Here is an 18,362-nt window from a genome sequence, read left to right as displayed (position 1 = left end):
CTTGCGGAGCGAATCGTCGACATCCAGGACGGCATCTCGACCACGGAGGGCGCCGGAGGAGCGGAGCTTGCGGAGCGTTCCGGTGCCACGTAGTGGGCGAGGGGCCGGCATGACCGCGGAGGTACTCGACTCACTGGCCGCGCGTTACATCACCTGGCTGGGTCTGCCAGCGGCGGCGACGAACGACGTGAGCGACGAGGACCCGTCGCAGGTGCGGGCAATGCCCGTGGTCCTCCACATCGAGCGCACGGAACCGCCGTCCCGCACGGGGTTGCTGGAGGCGGCGGCCGCCGCGGCGGTCGCGGTGTGCCTGGACCCACGGGCCGAACCGGACGGCGAGTGGCACGAGCCTGTCAAGGCGTGGGTCGACGGTCGCATCAGGAAGGTGGCCCGCCGGGCCCGCGGCGCACACTGGGCGGCGGTTCAGTCGCTGCCGGGCGTGACGGTGACGGTGGACGGCGCGTCCGCCCGCGCGCTGGTGCCGGGCCGGGTGGCCGAGATGCCGAAAGAGGTCACCCGCCTGCAGATCTCGGGCAGCGAGCTGCCGACCGACGACCCCGGCCCGCTCCCGGACGGCGTCCCGGTGCTGTGGCTGAACCCGGTCGTGCCGATGACCGCGGGCAAGGCGGCCGCCCAGGTCGGCCACGCGTCGATGCTGCTGGCCGCGGCCCTGCGAGCGGACGGCCGAGAGGACTTCTTCGCGGACTGGAAGGACTTCCGCTGCGCGGTCCGCATCCCCACCCGAGACGAGTGGGCCGCCCTGCACCCCGGCGACGATCCACTGAACGCGTGGCGTCGCCGCCAGGTCGTGGCCGTCCGGGACGCGGGCTTCACCGAGGTGGAGCCGGGCACGGTAACCGTGCTGGCACAACTGCCCTGACGTGGACATGGCTGATGTCATGAAAGACGCGTTGGGGACGTTCAGCGACATGAGCGCGTCTTTCGAGACATCGCCCGGAGCCCGCCGGGCCGAACCCTGAGCCACCAAGACCATCGATGGATCTGGGCTCAACGCCAGGAAAGCGCCGTTCGGGACTTCGCCGGTTGCTCAACGTCCCGAGAGTGCCCTTCAGGACACCAGCCAGCTGCAGTCCACTATGGATACTCAGTGTATTCTTGTCGTGACAATTAGTGGTTGATTCAATACCCTCACTGCATGACGTCCACAGAGCCGTGGCCACTTGACAACCTCCCGCTCGTTGGTGGACCGGACTTCCCGATCGGGATCTTCTGGCCGCCGCACCCCTATGCGACCAACCCGCAGCGGTACCAGGAGATCGCCGACGCGGGGATGACGTTCCTGATCACGGGCAACTACATGTTCGACCAGCACATCAACCGGCGGGCGCTCGCCCTCGCCGGTCAGGTGGGGTTGAAAGTGCTGGTGGGCGCACCGGAGCCGCGGCTGTCGGCCATCACGCACACGTTGTCGGTCACCGACGACTCCTCCGTGCCGCTGCGGATCAGCACCGTCGACACCCGGCGGCTCGTGCAGCAGATGCTCGACGAGTACCGGCCGTTCCCCGCGTTCGCCGGGTTCGACGTCTTCGACGAGCCGGCGCCGCCGAAGTTCCCGACGGTGGGCGCGGTGACCGCGGCGATCCGGGACCTGGGTCCCACGCTCCTGCCGTACTCGAACCTGGTGCCGGGCAACGGGTCCGGCTACCAGGCGTTCGTGCAGAGCTTCCTCGACACCGTCCGTCCACCCGTGCTGTCGTTCGACCGCTACCCGATCCTCTCCAGCGGCCTGGACATCAACTACTTCGACAACTGGGCGATCATCCGCCGCCTGGGGCTCGCGGCGGGCATCCCGACCTGGGTGTACATCCAGTCGGTCAAGTTCAGCGGACGCGTGATCCCCAACGAGGCGCAGTTACGCTGGCAGATCAACATGAGCCTGGCCTACGGCGCCAAGGGCATCCTGTACTTCACGTGGTGGACGCCGGAGGTGGCGCGCGGCGAGGAGTTCGAGTCGGCCATCATCGCCCTCGACGGTCAGCGCACGCCGCTGTACGACGCCGCGCGAAGAGTCAACCTCAACTGGCTCAGACCGATCGGGAGGGAACTGAAGCCGCTGGTGTCGGTTTCCGTCACGCACGCCAACGACACACCATTGCCCCCTGGCACGGAGGCGTTCCAGCCGGACGAATACATCTCCCGGGTCGAAGGCGGCCCCGTGGTGCTCGGCCAGTTCCGCGCCGAACCGGACGACGGTTCCCGCTGGGTGCTGGTGGTCAACCGCTCCGACCGGAACGACACCACAGTGCGGATCGTCCTCGGCTCGTCCGCCAAGAAGGCGGAGGAGTTCCGCGCGAACCCCCGCAGGGACTTCGTCGTGATCCCGGGTCCGGTCTCGACGCAACTGTCCGCAGGCGGCGCCATCCTGCTCCGCATCGCCCGGAACTGAGCTACCGGCGGGCCTGGTCCAGCAGGGAGTCCCAGGCGACGGCGGGAACGACGAGCACCGGCCCTGCGGCGTTCTTCGAGTCCCGCACCGCCGCGACCTGACCGGCAAGGGCGACCTCGACGCAGTTGGTGTCACCGCTTCCGGAGCTGAAGCTGCTCTTTCGCCACGGCGCGCCTGTCAAGTCCACAGTGGACACCTCTTTCTCGGCTCAGTCACAGCCCGTCTGCCACCTGCTCGATCAGCCCGACAGATTCGGCAGGCGCTAGCGCCAGCGAACGGAGGTGGGCGAACAACAGTCTAGCCGGTTCCACGTATTCGGATTTGTCTTGCCGCTCCTCGCCGAGAGGATGACTGACGTAGCTGATGCTCGGCAGTCCAATGCTGGGAAAGTCCAAGATCGAGAACGGACCGATCATCGCTTCTGTTGACACCACGGCCGAGGGTATGACCCGCAAGGTCACCGTCGGCAGTTCGTTGATCAGTGCCAGGTGTTGGAGTTGGTTGCGCATGACCGACGGCTTGCCCACCGGCCGTCGAAGTGCGATTTCGTGTACCACGGCGTCCAACTCGAGAGGGTTCTCCTCGTCGGTGAGCCGTTCCTGGCGAGTGAGCCGTACGGCGAGCCTGTTGGTGATCCACTCCTCGGTGCGTGCCTTCCAGCTCGACTCGAAGAGGGCCTGTGCGTAGTCGGCGGTCTGGAGCAGACCGGGCACGAAGGTGACCTCGTAGTTGCTGATCCGGCTGGCGCCGGTCTCCAGCGCGACGAAGTCATGGTCCGAGATGCCGTACTGCTTCCACCATCCGGTCTTCCGAGCTTGGCGGATCAGGTCGAGCACGTCGTCCATGCGCTCGTCGTAGACGTCCATCATCGAGCGGAGCAGGTGCACGGTGATGCGGCTGATCCCGTTCTCGAGGCGGCTCAGCGCGCTTCTCGTCAGCTCCAACCGCTCCGCGGCCTCGACGACGGTCAACTCCGCGTTCTGCCTGGCCTGGCGGATCCGCCGGCCGACCTCCTGGCGCAGCACGACCGGACTGATGTGTGTGGCCACGTGTCCCTCCACCGCGACTCTCATGGCCACAACTCTGCACTCGCACACCGCGCGGATGGGATCTCACCACCCGATCGAGCGACCGGGTGGTGAGATCCCGTGGTGCTACTTCAGTTTGTAGACGCGGATCACGGTCTGGGTGACCGTGTTGCCGTCCCGGTCAGTCGCTGACGCGCGCAGCGACACGGACGGCGCACCCGCCGGGTGCTGCAGTACGGCCGACGCGTTCAGCACGACCGGCACCCGTTGCCAGGACTTGCCTTCGTCGTAGGACACCTCCACCGACAGGCGCTTCGGTCGAACGGACGCGCCGGTCTTGTCCTGCACGGTCAGCGGGACGAGGAACGGCTTGCCGGCCGGGGCGCTGCCGTCCTCGGCCAGCTTCGGGGCGAAGCGGACCACGTTCAGCGGCAGGGCCGCCGGCGTCGTACCGTCCACATGGGACGACCGGAACGTCCACTCGGCATTGACCGAGGTGGTCAGGTCGAACTGGGCCGAACGGGTCGACTCCGTGGTGAGCCGGTAGTTCCCCCGTGCCGCTGGCAGGTTGTCGAAGAAGCCGAAGCCGCCGAAGGGGGACTCACCCACCAACTGGTCGTTCCGGAACAGCTTCGTCGACGCCGTCTCCTCCGCCGAGAAGCCCGCGTTGTCCAAGCTGTCGGTGTACAGCGGGATGTTCACGTCGATCCTGTCGCCCACCCGGGAGGCCCACGGCGTCTCCCGCGCGGGCAGCCCCGGGCCGAACGACGGGAAGTTGAACCGCTCGTGGTACGTACGGCCCTGGCGGTAGGTCCTCAGCGGGCCGTCGTGCGCGGCGATGATGTCGAACTCGCCCGCCACCTGCCACAAGGAGTTCTGCCACCGCAGGCCCTGCGTGTTCACGAACGCCGTGTCCGAGCCGGGCAGCGGAAGCTCGTACCCGATCGCGCCCGTGAAGGCCGAGCCGGTCGTGGGCTGAGGGGACAGGAACGCCACGCCACGGGCATCGGTGGCGCCAGGACCGAAGTCCCTGCGCACCGTCGCGAGCTCACGCTGCTTCACCACCTTGGTGAACCCGGTCGGGTACCGGTCGAGGAACCAGGCCAGCCCGTACACCGACCCCTCGCCGCCGAACCAGAAGCTGTTCACCCAGTTCTTCTGCGTCAGGCCGGACGGCACGTCGCCGATCTGCGCGGTCGACACGCTGGCGAAGTCGACGGTCAACAGGCCGCCGGCGAAGGCGAAGAGCCCGCCCTCCACCTGGTAACCGATGTCGGCCAAACCCAGCGTCGCCGACTCCGGCGCGGTGATGTCGATGGACTTGGCGATCCTGGGATCGACGTCGACCGTCTTGTCACCGTCGAGCACCAGACCCGGCTGCACGATCAGGTTCGTGTGCTCGTCGTTCGCCGTGAGGACCAGGTGGTCGATCAGGTACCGGCCCTTGGGCAGACGGACCGTCACGGAGCCGTCGGCGTCGTACGGCAACGCGAAGACGTCCGAGTCCAGCCCGACGATCAGCGGGAACCCGGCGTCCGACGGTTGGCCGTTCTCGTCGACGTAGTTCAGCGTGAGGTTGTAGCTCTCCGCCTCACGCACGATGCCCACCGGCGTGCGGGTCACCGAGTCACCATTGCTGGCCACGACGGTGGCGGAGTAGCCGCCGTCGACGGTGCCGAGGTCGGTGTCGCCGGTGACGTCCACCGACGCGGTGCCGCCGGCCGGGACCGTGATCTGGTTGGCGCTCAACGAGAACACGTTCGCCGGGGCCGCTTCCTCCAGCGCGAGGTCGAGTGTCACGTCGGCCGTGCCGAGGTTGCGGTAGGTGACGGACTTCGTCACCGGATCGTCGTCGTCGTGCGGCCAGGCCACCACGCCGAGGCCGACGTTGGCCGGTTCGCTGACGACGGTCTGGTCCAGCGCCTTCGCTACGTCCACCCGGCCGGCGCCCTGCTCGAACGCGGTGGCGTTCGGCGTCGGGGTGGCCGAGCCGGACAGCGCCGACTTGAGTTGCTGGCCGGTCCAGTCCGGGTGCTGCTGGGCGATCAGTGCCGCGGCACCGGCCACGTGCGGCGTGGCCATCGAGGTGCCGGACAGTGCGGTGTAGCCGTCCTCCACCGGGGCGTTGATGGTGCCCGCCGAGTGCAGTGCGGCCACGATCTCCACGCCGGGCGCGGTGATGTCCGGCTTGATCGCGCCGGTGCCGACCGCGGGACCACGGCTGGAGAAGGGCGCCAGCGCGTTGTCGCGGTCCACCGCGCCGACCGTGAGCGCCGACGGCGCGCTGCCCGGCGAGCCGACCGACTGCGCGCCAGGGCCGGAGTTACCGGCGGCGATCACGAACAGCGTCCCGTACTCGGCGGACAGCGACTCGACCGCCTGCTCCATCGGGTCGATCGCCGCGGCGTCGAACCCGCCAAGGCTCAGGTTGGCGACGTCAGCACCCTGCTCGGCCGCCCACTCCATGCCCGCGATGATCCACGAGTCGAGGCCGAAACCGCCGCTGTTCAGCACCTTTCCGTCCAGGATGTCGGCGCCGGGCGCGACGCCGCGGTACTTGCCGCCGGACTTCGCGCCGGTGCCCGCCGCGATCGACGCGACGTGCGTGCCGTGCCCGAAGGTGTCGACGTTGTCCGCGTCGTCGGTGAAGTTCTGCTCGGCGACCTCCTGGTCGGCGAGGTCGGGGTGGGTCTGGTCGACGCCGGTGTCGAGCACGGCGATCTTCACGCCGGTCCCGGTGAAGCCGGCTTCCCACGCGGCGGGCGCCCCGATCTGCGGCACACTGTGGTCCAAAGTGGACTTGCGCTTGCCGTCGAGCCACACCTTCGAGACGCCGGCGGCCGCGGTACGGGTCGTCCCGCCGTCGGTCAGCGCCTCCCACACCGCGCCGGCGTCGTCCTTGTCCGCCGCGATCGCGACGCCGTTGATGCTGGGCAGCTCACGGGACACCGCCGCCGCTGTCCGAGGTGCCCGCTGCCCTTCCTGGTGGGTGACGATCAACGGCACCGAGTCCCGGTGCGCGTCGTCGTAGCCGAACTCGACCAGCGTGGTGAGGTCGAAGAGCCGCTGGTCCAGCTGACCCGTCGAGACGAGCTTCCTGGCGTCGTGCGGGAGGACGTAGGTGTGTCCTCCCGCGTTGAACCGCGAGAACTTCATCTGTTCGCGGCCTTCGGCCGGCCGCACCATGACGGTGCCGCCGTGCATGACCACCCGATCTCCGGTGATCAAAGTAATCGTATTGGCACTGCCGGATCTTTTTTCGCCAGCAGGAGCGGCGTTCGCCGCCTGGGTGGTGCTGAGCACCATCCCCAGGACGGCCACGCCGATCCCGATCTTTCCGCCGATACGCACCTGCGCCTCCCATTTCGTGGTTGACGGTGGCGGCGGAGCCGGGCAAAACCGTGCGTGAGTACGCAGAGCTTGCGAACGGGCCCCAGTCCTCCGTTGCGCAGCCGAAAGTAGCGGCACTCACCGGGAACGACAACCCCCCGGGTACCGGAATATTTCTCTATAACGAAATCATTTCAGGGAGAACCGGATCCCCCTGCCGATGCTGCTACTTGTTGCGCTGCCAGACCACGAAAAGGCCGTCCTCCATCGTCGTCATCGCTTCGATGAAAGTGTCGTTGTCGAAGTCCGGCAACGACTGGAGGCGCGACATGAGGTCATCGGCCGACGGGTCGCCCGCCGGCACCGCGCACCCACCGCCTCCCTCGGCCATCAGCAGGAAGAACACGTCCTCCTTCCATGGGCCCTCCGGGGTGGTCCGGATGGCCACCTCGGACAGCTTCGCCCACGTCACCGACTCCTCGGTGCCGTCGGCCAGCTGCCGGCGGACGCCCTCGTCGTCGATTGTGATGCTGGTGGTCACGAACTCTCCATTCGATCAGCTACGTCCAGGCGGCGCAGTGCCGCCCGCACGACCTCCGGGTCGCTCGTCGTCCAGTAACTCGGTAGGGACGAGCGCAGGAAGCCGCCGTAGCGAGCAGTTGCCAGACGTGGGTCGAGGATCGCCACCACGCCTCGGTCGGTGTCGCTGCGCAGCAGGCGTCCCGTGCCCTGTGCCAGCAGTAGTGCGGCATGGGTGGCCGCCACCGACAGGAAACCATTGCCGCCGCGTGCCTCCACCGCGCGCTGGCGGGCCGAGGCCAGAGGGTCGTCCGGCCTGGGGAACGGGATGCGGTCGACGATCACGAGCTGCAGCGACGGGCCGGGCACGTCCACGCCCTGCCACAGGGACAGCGTCCCGAACAGGCAGCTCGCCTCGTCCTCGGCGAACTTGCGCACCAGCAACCCGGTCGAGTCCTCGCCCTGGCACAGGATCGGCAGGTCCGTGCGCTTGCGCAGCTCCTCGGTGGCCTGCTTCGCCGCCCGCATCGACGAGAACAGCCCGAGCGTGCGGCCGCCGGCAGCGCGCATCAGCTCGTTGATCTCGTCCAAATAGGACGGTGGAAGTCCGTCGCGGCCCGGCGGGGGCAGGTGCTTGGCCAGGTACAGGATGCCCTTGCGTGCGTGGTCGAACGGCGAGCCGACGTCGAGCGCGGTCCAACGTGGACCCTCGATCGACTTCTCCGTCGCCGCGCCCTCCGTCGGCGTGCTCGGGCCCTGCAGCTCCGGTGGCAGGCCCCAGGACCGGGCCATCGCCTCGAAGTTGCCGCCCAGCGTGAGCGTCGCGGACGTCAGGACCGTCGTGGTCTGCCCGAACAGCCGCTCCCGCAGCAACCCGGCCACACCGAGCGGCGCCACGCTGATCGTCGAGGGCCGGTTGCCCACGGACTCGCTGCGCCACACGACGTCCCGGCGGTTCGCGTCGTCGGCGTCCCACGCGCCGAGCAGCCGCACCGCCGTGTCGTGGACCTCCTCGAGTTGGGACAGCGCGAGCTTCTTGGCGGTCTGCACGTCGACGTCGCCGGACTTCTCCGAGCCCAGCCCGGAAATGCACGCGTGCGCGGCGTCCCGCAGCGCGGTGAGCGTGCCGGCGAGCGGTTTCGGCATCTCGTCGAGCCGGCCGGTCGGCAGGTCCTCCATGATCAGCGCGAGCCCGTCGCCTGCCTCCAACAGCCGGTCGGCGAGGTCCTGGTCGACCACCCGCCCGGCACGTCGCGCGGCCGTGGTGACCGTGCCGGCCGTCAGCTCGGACGTCGCCACCGAGGTGACCCGGTCGACCAGGTCGTGGGCCTCGTCGACGATCACCAGGTCGTGCTCGGGCAGCACCTGGTAGCCCTGCAGGGCGTCGATGGCGAGCAACGCGTGGTTGGTGACCACCAGGTCGGCCCGGCCTGCCTCGCCACGGGCCCGCTCGGCGAAGCAGTCGGTGCCCATCGGACAGCGGGCCGCGCCGAGACACTCCCGTGCGGACACCGACACCTGCCGCCACGCCTGCTCGCTGACGCCGGGCACCAGCTCGTCCCGGTCACCGGTCTCGGTGTCCGACACCCATTCCCGGATCCGGGTGACCTCCCGCCCGATCCGCGAGATGGCGAACGGGTCGAACAGCGCCGCGTCGTCCGGCTCGTCCTCCATACCGCTGTCGATCTTGTGGAGGCAGAGATAGTTGCGGCGGCCCTTGAGGATCGCGAACGTCGGTTTGCGACCCAGCGGCTTGGCGAGTGCCTTCTCCAACCGCGGCAGGTCACGGTCGATGAGCTGCCGCTGCAACGCGATCGTGGCCGTGGAGACGACGACCGTCGACTCGGTGGCCACCGCGTGCCGCAGCGCGGGGACGAGGTAGGCGAGCGACTTGCCGGTGCCGGTGCCGGCCTGCACGGCGAGGTGGTCGCCGGTGCGGACCGCCCGCGCGACGGCCTCGGCCATAGCCACCTGACCAGGGCGTTCGGCGCCGCCGACCGCGTCGACCGCGGTCGCGAGCAGCTCGTTGACGCCTGGGAGATCGGTGGTTGACGGCACAGTCAGACGGTACCTTCGACCACCGACGTAGCCCGACCGGGTTGTCTGTGTGCACGACCGGGTGGCGGAACTTGGCATGTCCGGTTGATCACGAGTCTCCTCGTGCCATGACACTCCGAAGAGTATTCATCGTGCTGTCCCTGGTGCTGGTGTCGACGGGCGTGGCCGTCCCCGCACAGGCGCAGTCCGGTCCCGGCGACGCGGTGGCATGGGGCCACGCCGGCATGGTCACCGGACAGACGGTCGTCGCCCCCGTCGCCCCGTGCCACACTGAGCGCAGGCTGACCGCGAGCAACACCCTGACGTCCGTGCCGAACGTGGTGACGTTCAGGAACAGCAAGAGCGTCTGCACCATCGACGCGCTGGGCGAGGAGGCGTCGGTGACGGTCACCGGCGGCCGCTTCGTGTTCGACTGGCTGCGCAGGTGGGGCGGCCCGAGCATCCGCCTGGCCAGCTACCTGGCGAAGTGCGATGCCGTGCCGGAGGGCAGCGAGTCGGCGTTCCAGTTCTCGGGGCTGTCCGGAGTGCCAGGCGTGCTGCCCCAGCCGGTCCCGGCGAACCACAAGGTCACGATCGCCGGTGGCCCGAACGGCAGGCCGTGGGCGACGGTCACCTTCAACGAGGTGCACGCCCCCACCCCGCAGAACGGCAGCCAGACCGTGCACCTGATGCACATCAAGATCTTCCCGCAGGGCGGCCCCGCCAGGGGTGACGCCTACATCGGCACGGTCTTCTGTTCCCCGGTGAGCTGAGCACGCGGGTGGCACTCGGCCTCTGACGGCCGGGTGCCACCCCTTCTGGGGACCGCGTCGCGAGCCACACGAACAACACGAGCACGGCGACGCCGCCGATCACGCTGACGAGCGACCCGAACATGCTGTGCCCCAGCAGGTAGCCGCGGTAGGCGCCGAACGAGTTGACCGTGCCGACCAGCACCAGCATCCGCAGTTGGTTGAGCAGCACCAGCAACACCGTGGCGATCCCGAGCGCGCCGAGCACCCGCCTGGTGACCGCCGGTCGTCGCGCGATCATCCCGGCGCCGATGACCAGCAGCGGCAGCAGCACGAACGCCGAGGTGCACTCCGGGGACATGCGCAGCCCGAACGGCCGCTCGCCGCCGAGTCCGAGGTAGACCGACTGGCGCTCGGCGGCCACGTACACGCTGTCCGAGGTGTACAGCCGGATGAGCGCGCCGGCCAGGACCGACTCGACCGTCCGGTACGCGCCGTGCCACACGGCGAGCGCGCCCGCCGCGAGCAGCAGCGTCCCGGCCAGAAGCCTTCTCGACATGTGTTCGATCTTCCGGCCGGGAACGGGTTTTCCCCATCGCTGGATCAGGTGACTGTGGACAGATCCGGCTTTGCCGCCGAGTCCAGGAGGAACCCGGATGCGCATGCGACACCTGTGCGGTGTGGTCGTGGCCGCGTCACTCGTGCTCGGCGCGTCGCCCGCGCCGGGCGATGGCTCCGCGGTGGCGGCCGAGGTGACCGTGACGTTGCGCGACGCCCCCGCCGTGCGCGTCGGTCCGCTCGCGCTGGCCAGCACCAGCGGCACGACCAACGCCGACATCGCGGGCGTCAACGCGAGTGGGCTCGTCATGGCGGGCATGGCGACCAGCTACGCGACGCGCGACGAGGACACCGGTGACGTCCACGCACAGGCGGACGTCAACGACGTGGACATCAGGCTCCCCGCGCTCACGGGCACGTTCGGCTCCGTGATCGCGACGTGCGAAGCGACCCAGACCGGCGCGAAGGGCGTCAGTATGCTCGGGAACGGCCGGATCGCCGGTCTTCTGGTTGGGGCGAACCCGGCACCGAACACCACAGTGGACCTGGCGGCCGCGAAGGTCGTGTTCAACGAGCAGATCCAGCAGGCGGACGGCAGCCTGACCGTCAACGCCGTCCACATCTACCTGAAGGCGCGGATCGGGGCAGGCCATGTCGTCCTCGCCAAGGCCACGTGTGGTCTCGCCGCGCACCCGGTGCCGCTGGCCACGGGGCCCGGCCTGTGGCTGGGGCTCGGACTGGTCGCGCTGGTCGCCGGCGCGCTCCTGATCCGCCGCCAAACGCGAATAACGCGAATCCCGCGATAGACCTCTTAGGACTGTGGCAAGCTGTCCCCAGTTGTCACATCGAGAAGGGGGTGGCGTGGACGCGCGGATCGAGGAGCTGGAACGCGTCAGGCACGACGTGGACGCGAAGCTCGCCGAGGTGGAGGAGCTGACCGCCGAGCTGGCGCGGCGGCGGTTCGAGTCGGTCGCCGGGAACGTGCGTGCGGTCGTCGACGGCCAGGGCGGGCTGGTCGACCTGTGGATCGACGACGACGCCGTCGGGCCGAGAGTGGCCCACCCCGGACAGCTGGGCGGCGACATCGTCACGGCGGTCGCGGGCGCACGCCAGGCCGCGGCGGAGGAGAACGCCCGCCGCTTCCACACGCTCCTGCCGGGGATGTACCCGCAACCGGCGGCGGCCGCGCCTGCTCAGGACGAGGACGACTGGGATCCCTTCTACCAGGGCGAGGACTGACATGACCGACGAGATCGGCGCGCTCGTCGCGCAGATCGAGAACGACGTGGCGAAGGCGCGGGAGCGGGCGGCGGCGCGGGCGAACGCACGGCACGTCGAACCGATCGAACCGGGACTCGGCACGGTGACCGTCGCCGGCACCGGCGAGCTGACCGCCGTCGACCTGGACAGGGCCGGGCTGAAGCGGTCAACGGGATCGGCACTGGCGGCCGCGGTGCTCGCCGCCGTACGGAAAGCGGAGGAGAAGGCGAATGGTTGACTTCCGGGTGGTGCCTGCGGCGTTGCGGCGCAACGTGACCGAGCTGGACCAGGTCGCGGATGCCTGGCAGGGCGCACAGTTCAAGCTGACCGGCGTGTGGATGGCGGAGGACGACCTCGGCACGGTCGGCAGCAGCGGCCCGGCCCGGCACAACGCGGCCATCACCGAGATCGTGGCGCGGCTCGGCGCCGGCTTCACCGCGCTCAACAACGCCGCGGAGGCACTGAAGGCGGTCGCCGACATGTACGCGGCCAAGGACGAGGAGTACTACCGGACGTTCGGCTACCACGACGAGAGCCTGAGGAGGCCGCGATGACGGGGGTGGACCCGTGGGGGACCGGGCAGTGGACCGGGCGGGCGGAGCCGCTGCCCACGTGGCCGGAGGACGCCGCCAGGACGGTCAAGGAGTGGGCCGGCAAGGCACACCAGTGGGCCGTGGCGACGACGATCGACGCGATCCGCGACATCCTCGGCCACCCCGAGAACGTCATGGCGATCGCCACCACGTGGAGCCCGGACGCGAGCCGGTTCATCTCGGACGCCAAGGAAGGCATCAGCAGTGCCAAGACCGACCTGAAAGCGTACTGGGAAGGCACGGCGTTCGACGCGTTCAACACCTACATCGACGAGGTGGGCAAGACCATCGACGCCACCTACAAGGTGATGACCGACATGTCCGACCACGTGCTGGAGATGCGCAAACTGATCACGGACACCTACAAGTCCGCGATCGAGTTCATCGGCAGGTGCGCCGCGTCGATCTACGAGGAGGCCGGCTCCGTCGCACAGAACCTCAAGAACATCTGGGGCGGCGTGTGCGCCGCGATCCTCCGCGCACTGGCGACCTTCCTCCGCGAGTACACGGACATGATGAGCAAGGCCGCCACCACGATGACCGAGTACCAGACGAAGGGCGCGCTACTACAGCGCCGCGCCAGCGAGCTGCGCATCCCCGACCCGTTGCCGGCCTCGGTCGCGGAACCAGGCAACTGGCGCGTCCGCAAGGCAGCAGGCTAGCCGCGAGTCTCGCGTTCGGCCCCCGCGAGTTGCGTTTTCGGGAACGGCCTGGACGCTCAGCCGAGGCGGGGTGTGCCCGTCATAGCGATGCCCGCTGCCGCCAGTTCCGTTAGTGCTTTGTCCATTGTGGGCTGTGCGACGGATGCGGTCAGGTCGAGCAGAACCCGTGTGGTGAAGCCGTTCCTGGCCGCGTCCAGTGCGGTGGCCCGGACACAGTGGTCGGTGGCGATGCCGACGACGTCCACTTCGGACACGTCGTGGGCGTGGAGCCAGTCGGCCAGTGGCGTGCCGTCGGGGGCGAACCCCTCGAAGCCGGAGTACGCCGCCGCGTGCGCGCCTTTCGAGAACACGGCCTGGATTCCGCTCACGTCCAGTGCTGGGTGGAACGACGCGCCCGGGGTGCCGGCCCTGCAGTGCGCGGGCCACGTGTCGACGAAGTCGGGCGTCTCCGAGAAGTGGGCACCCGGGTCGATGTGGTAGTCGCGGGTCGCGACCACGTGTGTGTAGTTCCCATAGATATCACTGATCGCCGCCGCGACCGCCGCGCCGCCGGCCACCGGAAGGGAGCCGCCCTCGCAGAAGTCGTTCTGCACGTCGACCACTATCAGCGCTGTCATCACTTCTCCACGTTGACTGTCTGGATCGCGGGTTCGCCATGCGACAGTTTGAGACCTTCCCACGGAAGGCTCACCAAACCCTCGCGGACGCGCTGGCGGCTGGACTCGAGGGTGGGCAGGTCGTCGACCGGTTGTCCATCACGCATCAGGGGCACCTGCAGCTGACGGTCGTGCGGGCCCTCCGGTATCTCCGAGCCGACCACGTACACGACCTCCTCCAGCGCCGTCCCCGTCGGCTTGTGCCGGCGCAGCGCGGACTTGCGGCCGGCCCGCGACTCCTTGTGCGAGCTGCGTTTCGCCACCGGCCGGCCCTCCACCTCGACCAGCTTGTACACCATCCCGGCGGTCGGCGAGCCGGAGCCGGTGACGAGCGACGTGCCGACCCCGTAGGCGTCCACCGGTTCGGCCCGCAGCGCGGCGATCGCATACTCGTCCAGGTCGCCCGACACGACGATCCGCGTGTTGCGGGCGCCCAGTGAGTCCAGTTGCGCCCGTGCCTGCCTGGCCAGCACACCCACGTCGCCGGAGTCGATGCGGATGGCCCCCAGCGACGGGCCGGCCACCTCGATCGCCGTCTGTATTCCCGCCGTGATGTCGTAGGTGTCGACCAGCAACGTCGTTTCGACGCCCAGCGCCTGGACCTGCGCCGTGAACGCCGCGTGCTCGCTGTCGTGCAGCAGCGTGAACGCGTGCGCACACGTACCGGCGGTCGGTATCCCGTACCGGCGGCCCGCCTCCAGGTTGGACGTCGTCGCGAAACCGGCCAGGTAGGCGGCCCTGGCGGACGCCACGGCGGCCTCCTCGTGAGTGCGCCTGCCGCCCATCTCGATGATCGGCCGCCCGTTCGCGGCGCTCACCATCCGGGCGCCGGCGGACACGATCGCGCTGTCGTGGTTGAGGATCGACAGCACGAGCGTCTCCAGCACGACCGCCTCGGCGAACGTGCCGCGCACGGTGAACAGCGGTGACCCCGGGAAGTACAGCTCGCCCTCGGGGTAGCCGTCGACGTCGCCGGTGAACCGGTAGTTGGCCAGCCAGTCGATCGTGGCGCCGTCGAGCACCCCCGACAACTGCGCGAGTTCGGCGTCGCCGAAGGTGAACCTGCTGATGGCGTCGATCACCCTGGCGGTGCCGCCGACGATGCCGTAACGCCGCCCGTTCGGCAGCCGGCGGGCGAAGGTCTCGAACACGCACTGGCGTGCCGCGGTGCCGTCGGCGAGGGCCGCGGCGACCATGGTCAGCTCGTAGTGGTCGGTGAGCAACGCGGTGCTGGTACCGGTCATGACCAGTGAGCCTAGACATGCCACCATGGACTTATGTCGGTTTCCATGTCGACACCCGTCGAGCGGGTCGAACCGGTCACCTCCGAGTTCACGGTCGAGGACAAGCCGTGGCAGACCGTCGTGTGGAACGACCCCGTGAACCTGATGTCGTATGTGACCTACGTGTTCCAGAAGCTCTTCGGCTACTCCCGTGAACAGGCCACGAAACTGATGCTGGACGTGCACCACAAGGGCAGAGCGATCGTCTCCTCTGGCTCCAAGGAGAAGGTGGAGGGCGACGTCGCGAAACTGCACGCGGCCGGCCTCTGGGCGACCATGCAGCACGAGTCGTGATCCCCTGGGAGCGCGTCGGCGACACCGTCACCACCAAGGTCGACCGGCAGGAAGCGGCCGTCCTGCGTGGCCTGGTCACGCAGATGGAGGAGATGCTGAAGTCCCGGCAGGGCGAGGCGCCGGAGGACGAGCTGACGGCACTGACCGGCATCCGGACCGGCCCGTCGACCGCGCCGGACGACCCGATCCTGTCTCGGCTGCTGCCGGACTTCCACCGGCTGGACGGCGACGAGGCGACCAAAGAGGACCGCGACTCCGCGGCCGCTCTGCGGTCACTGCACGAGCCGGAGCTGCTCGACGTCAAGACCGGCGTGGCCGCGGTGCTGCTGGACACCTGCCCGCCGGGCGGCGGGCTCGTGAAGCTGTCCGTCGATCACGCCGAGGCGTGGCTGTCCGCGATCAACGACGTGCGCCTGGCGCTCGGCACGACGCTCGGGGTCAGTGAGGACATGCCGGACGACCTGCCGGACGACGATCCGCGGGCCCCGCACCTCGGGGTCTACCACTGGCTGACCTGGATGCAGGAGAGCCTGGTCACCGCGCTGGCCGGCGAGTGACGAACTCGATCACCGACGTCGCCGGCGTGCTCGTCGGGCACCACCAGCGCGTCGACGACGGCTGGGCCACGGGCAGCACGGTCGTCCTCCTGCCCGCCGGGACCACCGGCGCGGTCGACGGCCGAGGCGGCGCGCCTGGCACGCGGGAGACCGACCTGCTCCTCCCGGAGAACCTGGTGCAGCAGGTCGACGCGATCTGCCTGTCCGGCGGGTCCGCGTACGGGCTGGCCGCGGCGGACGGCGTGATGCGCTGGCTGTCGGAGCGCAAGCGGGGCTACCGCGTCGGGGCCGCGGAACACGAGGTCGTGCCGATCGTGCCGGCGGCCGTGATCTTCGACCTGCCGGTGAGCGAGTGGGGCAACCGGCCGGACGCCTCGTTCGGCTACACGGCGTGCGCGAACGCGGCCGAGGAGTTCCCGCTCGGCTCGGTGGGCGCCGGGACCGGCGCCAGGGTCGGCCGGCTCAAGGGCGGGATCGGCACCGCGTCCGTCGAGGTCGACGGCTTCACGGTCGGGGCGCTGGCCGTGGTGAACGCGGCCGGCTCGGCGGTCGACCTGGCCACGGGGGTGCCGTACGCGGCGGACCACGAGGTGGCCGGCGAGTTCGGGAGGTCGTGGCCGAACACGCCGGGGGCGTTCCCGCCCGCCGAGCCAAGCGGTCTGAACACCACCATCGGCGTCGTCGCGGTGGACGCCGACCTGACGAAGACCGAGTGCCGACGTCTGGCCGTCGCCGCCCAGGACGGCCTGGCCAGGGCGATCCGCCCGGCCCACACCATGTTCGACGGGGACACGGTGTTCGCCGTCGCCACCCGGGCCCGCTCGCTGGGCGTCGAGGACGGCCCGTTCGGCCCGGTCGCGCGGGCGGGCGTGCTGGACCGCCTGTGCACGGCCGCGGCGGAGGCGTTCGCGCGGGCCATCGTGCACGGCGTGCTGTCCGCCACGTCGCTGGCCGGTCTCCCCAGCTACGGGGACGTGTGGCCCGTCTCAACAGGTGGGCGGACTCCGCCCAGCCCGTAAGATCGGGCTCGTGCTTCGGATACGTCGTGACCTGGTCGACGCGATGGTCGCGCATGCCCGCCGGGACCACCCGGACGAGGCGTGCGGCGTCATCGCGGGCGCCGAGGGGTCGGATCGGCCGGAGCGCTTCATCCCCATGCTGAACGCGGCCCGCTCGCCGACGTTCTACGAGTTCGACTCGGCCGACCTGCTCAAGCTGTACCGCGAGATGGACGCGAACGACGAGGTCCCCGTCGTGGTCTACCACTCGCACACCGCGACCGAGGCCTACCCGTCCCGCACGGACGTGTCGTACGCCTCCGAGCCGGACGCCCACTACGTGCTGGTCTCCACCCGTGACCCGGACACCGACGAGGTGCGGTCGTTCCGGATCGTGGACGGTGAGATCGCCGAGGAGCCGGTCGAGATCGTGCCGGAATACGAGCCATCGGCAAACGTGTTGCCTGAGTAGCAAGTCCCTGTAACGGAGGTTTCCATGGCGGTCACCGTCTCCATCCCGACCATCCTGCGCACCCACACCGGTGGCGAGAAGACGGTCGAGGCGAGCGGCACCACGCTGTCCGAGGTGATCGACAACCTCGACGCGAACCACGGCGGCATCAAGGCCCGTCTGGTCAAGGAGGGCACGCTCCACCGGTTCGTCAACGTGTACGTCAACGACGAGGACGTGCGGTTCGCCGGCGGCCTCGAGGCGGCCGTGTCCGACGGTGACAACGTGACCATCCTCCCGGCGGTCGCTGGGGGTTGAGTTGGCCCGCTACGACTCGCTGCTCGACGCGCTCGGCAACACGCCGCTCGTCGGTCTCCCGCGCCTGTCCCCCGGGAACGGCGTGCGGTTGTGGGCCAAGCTCGAGGACCGCAACCCGACCGGCTCGGTGAAGGACCGGCCGGCGCTGTGGATGGTCGAGCAGGCCGAGAAGTCGGGCCAGCTGCGGCCCGGCTGCACGATCCTCGAGCCGACATCGGGCAACACGGGCATCTCGCTGGCGATGGTGGCCCGGCTCAAGGGTTACCGGCTGGTCTGCGTGATGCCCGCGAACACCTCCGTCGAGCGGCGCCAGCTGCTCGAGATGTGGGGCGCGGAGATCGTGACCTCGTCCGCCGAGGGGGGCTCGAACGAAGCGGTCCGGGTCGCGAAGCTGCTGGCGGGGGAGCACCCCGACTGGGTGATGCTCTACCAGTACGGCAACCCGGCTAACGCCGCGTCGCACTACGACGCCACCGGCCCCGAGATCCTCGCGGACCTGCCGTCGATCACCCACTTCGTGGCCGGGCTCGGCACGACGGGGACCCTCATGGGCGTCGGCCGGTTCCTGCGCGAGCACGTGCCCGGGGTCGAGATCATCGCCGCCGAGCCCCGCTACGGGGAGCTCGTCTACGGGCTGCGCAACCTCGACGAGGGGTTCG

22 protein-coding genes are annotated in these 18,362 nt (G+C 69.6%); 14 read left to right on the top strand and 8 right to left on the bottom strand.

Annotated elements, in window-relative coordinates; all coding sequences use genetic code 11:
• Positions 1 to 109: 109 nt before the first annotated feature.
• Both VF106_RS31075 and VF106_RS31070 read left to right on the top strand, forming a co-directional pair.
• The gene (locus VF106_RS31075; protein ID WP_330843450.1) at positions 110 to 880 is read left to right on the top strand and encodes a peptidyl-tRNA hydrolase; all 771 of its coding nucleotides are present in this window, start codon (positions 110 to 112) and stop codon (positions 878 to 880) included.
• A 276-nt stretch (positions 881 to 1,156) separates the two neighbouring features.
• Positions 1,157 to 2,407, top strand: a complete 1,251-nt coding sequence (locus VF106_RS31070) for a hypothetical protein (protein ID WP_330843449.1) — start codon at positions 1,157 to 1,159, stop codon at positions 2,405 to 2,407.
• A gap of 1 nt (position 2,408) precedes the next feature.
• Here VF106_RS31070 and VF106_RS31065 read toward each other — a convergent pair whose 3' ends face one another.
• The 5 genes from VF106_RS31065 to VF106_RS31045 all read right to left on the bottom strand — a co-directional run bounded on the left by VF106_RS31065 (position 2,409) and on the right by VF106_RS31045 (position 9,342).
• The gene (locus VF106_RS31065; RefSeq protein ID WP_330843448.1) at positions 2,409 to 2,594 is read right to left on the bottom strand and encodes a DUF397 domain-containing protein; all 186 of its coding nucleotides are present in this window, start codon (positions 2,592 to 2,594) and stop codon (positions 2,409 to 2,411) included.
• Between the two features lie 25 nt (positions 2,595 to 2,619).
• The gene (locus VF106_RS31060; protein WP_330843447.1) at positions 2,620 to 3,480 is read right to left on the bottom strand and encodes a helix-turn-helix domain-containing protein; all 861 of its coding nucleotides are present in this window, start codon (positions 3,478 to 3,480) and stop codon (positions 2,620 to 2,622) included.
• Between the two features lie 81 nt (positions 3,481 to 3,561).
• Positions 3,562 to 6,786, bottom strand: a complete 3,225-nt coding sequence (locus VF106_RS31055) for a S8 family serine peptidase (RefSeq protein ID WP_330843446.1) — start codon at positions 6,784 to 6,786, stop codon at positions 3,562 to 3,564.
• Positions 6,787 to 6,991: 205 nt separating this feature from the next.
• Positions 6,992 to 7,306 carry a hypothetical protein gene (locus VF106_RS31050; RefSeq protein ID WP_330843445.1) on the bottom strand — a complete coding sequence of 105 codons (315 nt, stop codon included), beginning with the start codon at positions 7,304 to 7,306 and terminating at the stop codon, positions 6,992 to 6,994.
• Complete coding sequence (locus VF106_RS31045; protein WP_330843444.1) at positions 7,303 to 9,342, bottom strand: ATP-dependent DNA helicase; 2,040 nt, start codon at positions 9,340 to 9,342, stop codon at positions 7,303 to 7,305. Before VF106_RS31045 ends, VF106_RS31050 begins: the two co-directional genes overlap by 4 nt.
• A 107-nt stretch (positions 9,343 to 9,449) precedes the next feature.
• On the opposite strand from VF106_RS31045, the gene VF106_RS31040 reads away from it, so the two are divergent.
• Positions 9,450 to 10,094, top strand: a complete 645-nt coding sequence (locus tag VF106_RS31040; protein ID WP_330843443.1) for a hypothetical protein — start codon at positions 9,450 to 9,452, stop codon at positions 10,092 to 10,094.
• Here the strand turns inward: VF106_RS31040 and VF106_RS31035 are convergent.
• On the bottom strand, positions 10,018 to 10,632 hold the full coding sequence (locus VF106_RS31035; RefSeq protein ID WP_330843442.1) for an exosortase/archaeosortase family protein: 615 nt from the start codon (positions 10,630 to 10,632) through the stop codon (positions 10,018 to 10,020). The two genes, VF106_RS31040 and VF106_RS31035, sit on opposite strands and share 77 nt — an antisense overlap.
• Positions 10,633 to 10,729: 97 nt before the next feature.
• On the opposite strand from VF106_RS31035, the gene VF106_RS31030 reads away from it, so the two are divergent.
• Genes VF106_RS31030 through VF106_RS31010 form a run of 5 tightly spaced genes read left to right on the top strand, consistent with a single transcriptional unit; the run spans position 10,730 to position 13,146 of the window.
• Entirely contained in the window at positions 10,730 to 11,437 is a 708-nt protein-coding gene (locus VF106_RS31030) for a choice-of-anchor protein CoaP (RefSeq protein ID WP_330843441.1), read from the top strand.
• 55 nt (positions 11,438 to 11,492) lie between these two features.
• A complete protein-coding gene (locus VF106_RS31025; RefSeq protein WP_330843440.1) occupies positions 11,493 to 11,870 on the top strand; it encodes a YbaB/EbfC family nucleoid-associated protein in 378 nt (125 codons plus the stop codon).
• 1 nt (position 11,871) lies between these two features.
• Positions 11,872 to 12,129 (top strand): YbaB/EbfC family nucleoid-associated protein, encoded by a 258-nt coding sequence (locus VF106_RS31020; RefSeq protein ID WP_330843439.1) that lies wholly within the window; start codon positions 11,872 to 11,874, stop codon positions 12,127 to 12,129.
• Entirely contained in the window at positions 12,122 to 12,445 is a 324-nt protein-coding gene (locus VF106_RS31015) for a hypothetical protein (RefSeq protein WP_330843438.1), read from the top strand. Before VF106_RS31020 ends, VF106_RS31015 begins: the two co-directional genes overlap by 8 nt.
• Complete coding sequence (locus VF106_RS31010; RefSeq protein ID WP_330843437.1) at positions 12,442 to 13,146, top strand: hypothetical protein; 705 nt, start codon at positions 12,442 to 12,444, stop codon at positions 13,144 to 13,146. Before VF106_RS31015 ends, VF106_RS31010 begins: the two co-directional genes overlap by 4 nt.
• Positions 13,147 to 13,202: 56 nt before the next feature.
• On the opposite strand, the gene VF106_RS31005 is transcribed toward VF106_RS31010, so the two are convergent.
• Complete coding sequence (locus VF106_RS31005) at positions 13,203 to 13,766, bottom strand: isochorismatase family protein (protein ID WP_330843436.1); 564 nt, start codon at positions 13,764 to 13,766, stop codon at positions 13,203 to 13,205.
• Positions 13,763 to 15,046, bottom strand: a complete 1,284-nt coding sequence (locus VF106_RS31000) for a nicotinate phosphoribosyltransferase (protein ID WP_330843435.1) — start codon at positions 15,044 to 15,046, stop codon at positions 13,763 to 13,765. Before VF106_RS31000 ends, VF106_RS31005 begins: the two co-directional genes overlap by 4 nt.
• A 45-nt stretch (positions 15,047 to 15,091) precedes the next feature.
• Here VF106_RS31000 and clpS point away from each other — a divergent pair, with 45 nt between their 5' ends.
• The 6 genes from clpS to VF106_RS30970 all read left to right on the top strand — a co-directional run.
• Complete coding sequence (gene clpS / locus VF106_RS30995; protein WP_330843473.1) at positions 15,092 to 15,379, top strand: ATP-dependent Clp protease adapter ClpS; 288 nt, start codon at positions 15,092 to 15,094, stop codon at positions 15,377 to 15,379.
• Positions 15,376 to 15,936, top strand: a complete 561-nt coding sequence (locus VF106_RS30990; protein ID WP_330843434.1) for a DUF2017 domain-containing protein — start codon at positions 15,376 to 15,378, stop codon at positions 15,934 to 15,936. The genes clpS and VF106_RS30990 overlap by 4 nt, the downstream gene beginning before the upstream one ends.
• Positions 15,933 to 16,955, top strand: coding sequence for a P1 family peptidase (locus VF106_RS30985; RefSeq protein WP_330843433.1), 1,023 nt, complete (start codon positions 15,933 to 15,935; stop codon positions 16,953 to 16,955). Before VF106_RS30990 ends, VF106_RS30985 begins: the two co-directional genes overlap by 4 nt.
• A gap of 10 nt (positions 16,956 to 16,965) precedes the next feature.
• Positions 16,966 to 17,406: a M67 family metallopeptidase gene (locus VF106_RS30980; protein WP_330843432.1), complete on the top strand. Its 441-nt coding sequence runs from the start codon at positions 16,966 to 16,968 to the stop codon at positions 17,404 to 17,406.
• Between the two features lie 24 nt (positions 17,407 to 17,430).
• Positions 17,431 to 17,703 (top strand): MoaD/ThiS family protein, encoded by a 273-nt coding sequence (locus VF106_RS30975; protein ID WP_330843431.1) that lies wholly within the window; start codon positions 17,431 to 17,433, stop codon positions 17,701 to 17,703.
• A 1-nt stretch (position 17,704) separates the two neighbouring features.
• Positions 17,705 to 18,362: PLP-dependent cysteine synthase family protein (locus VF106_RS30970; RefSeq protein WP_330843430.1), on the top strand; the 658-nt coding region annotated here is incomplete at its 3' end.

It is taken from the genome of Actinophytocola sp. (assembly GCF_036378875.1).
GTDB lineage: Bacteria > Actinomycetota > Actinomycetes > Mycobacteriales > Pseudonocardiaceae > Actinophytocola.
This window is presented reverse-complemented; position numbering and strand designations above follow the sequence as displayed.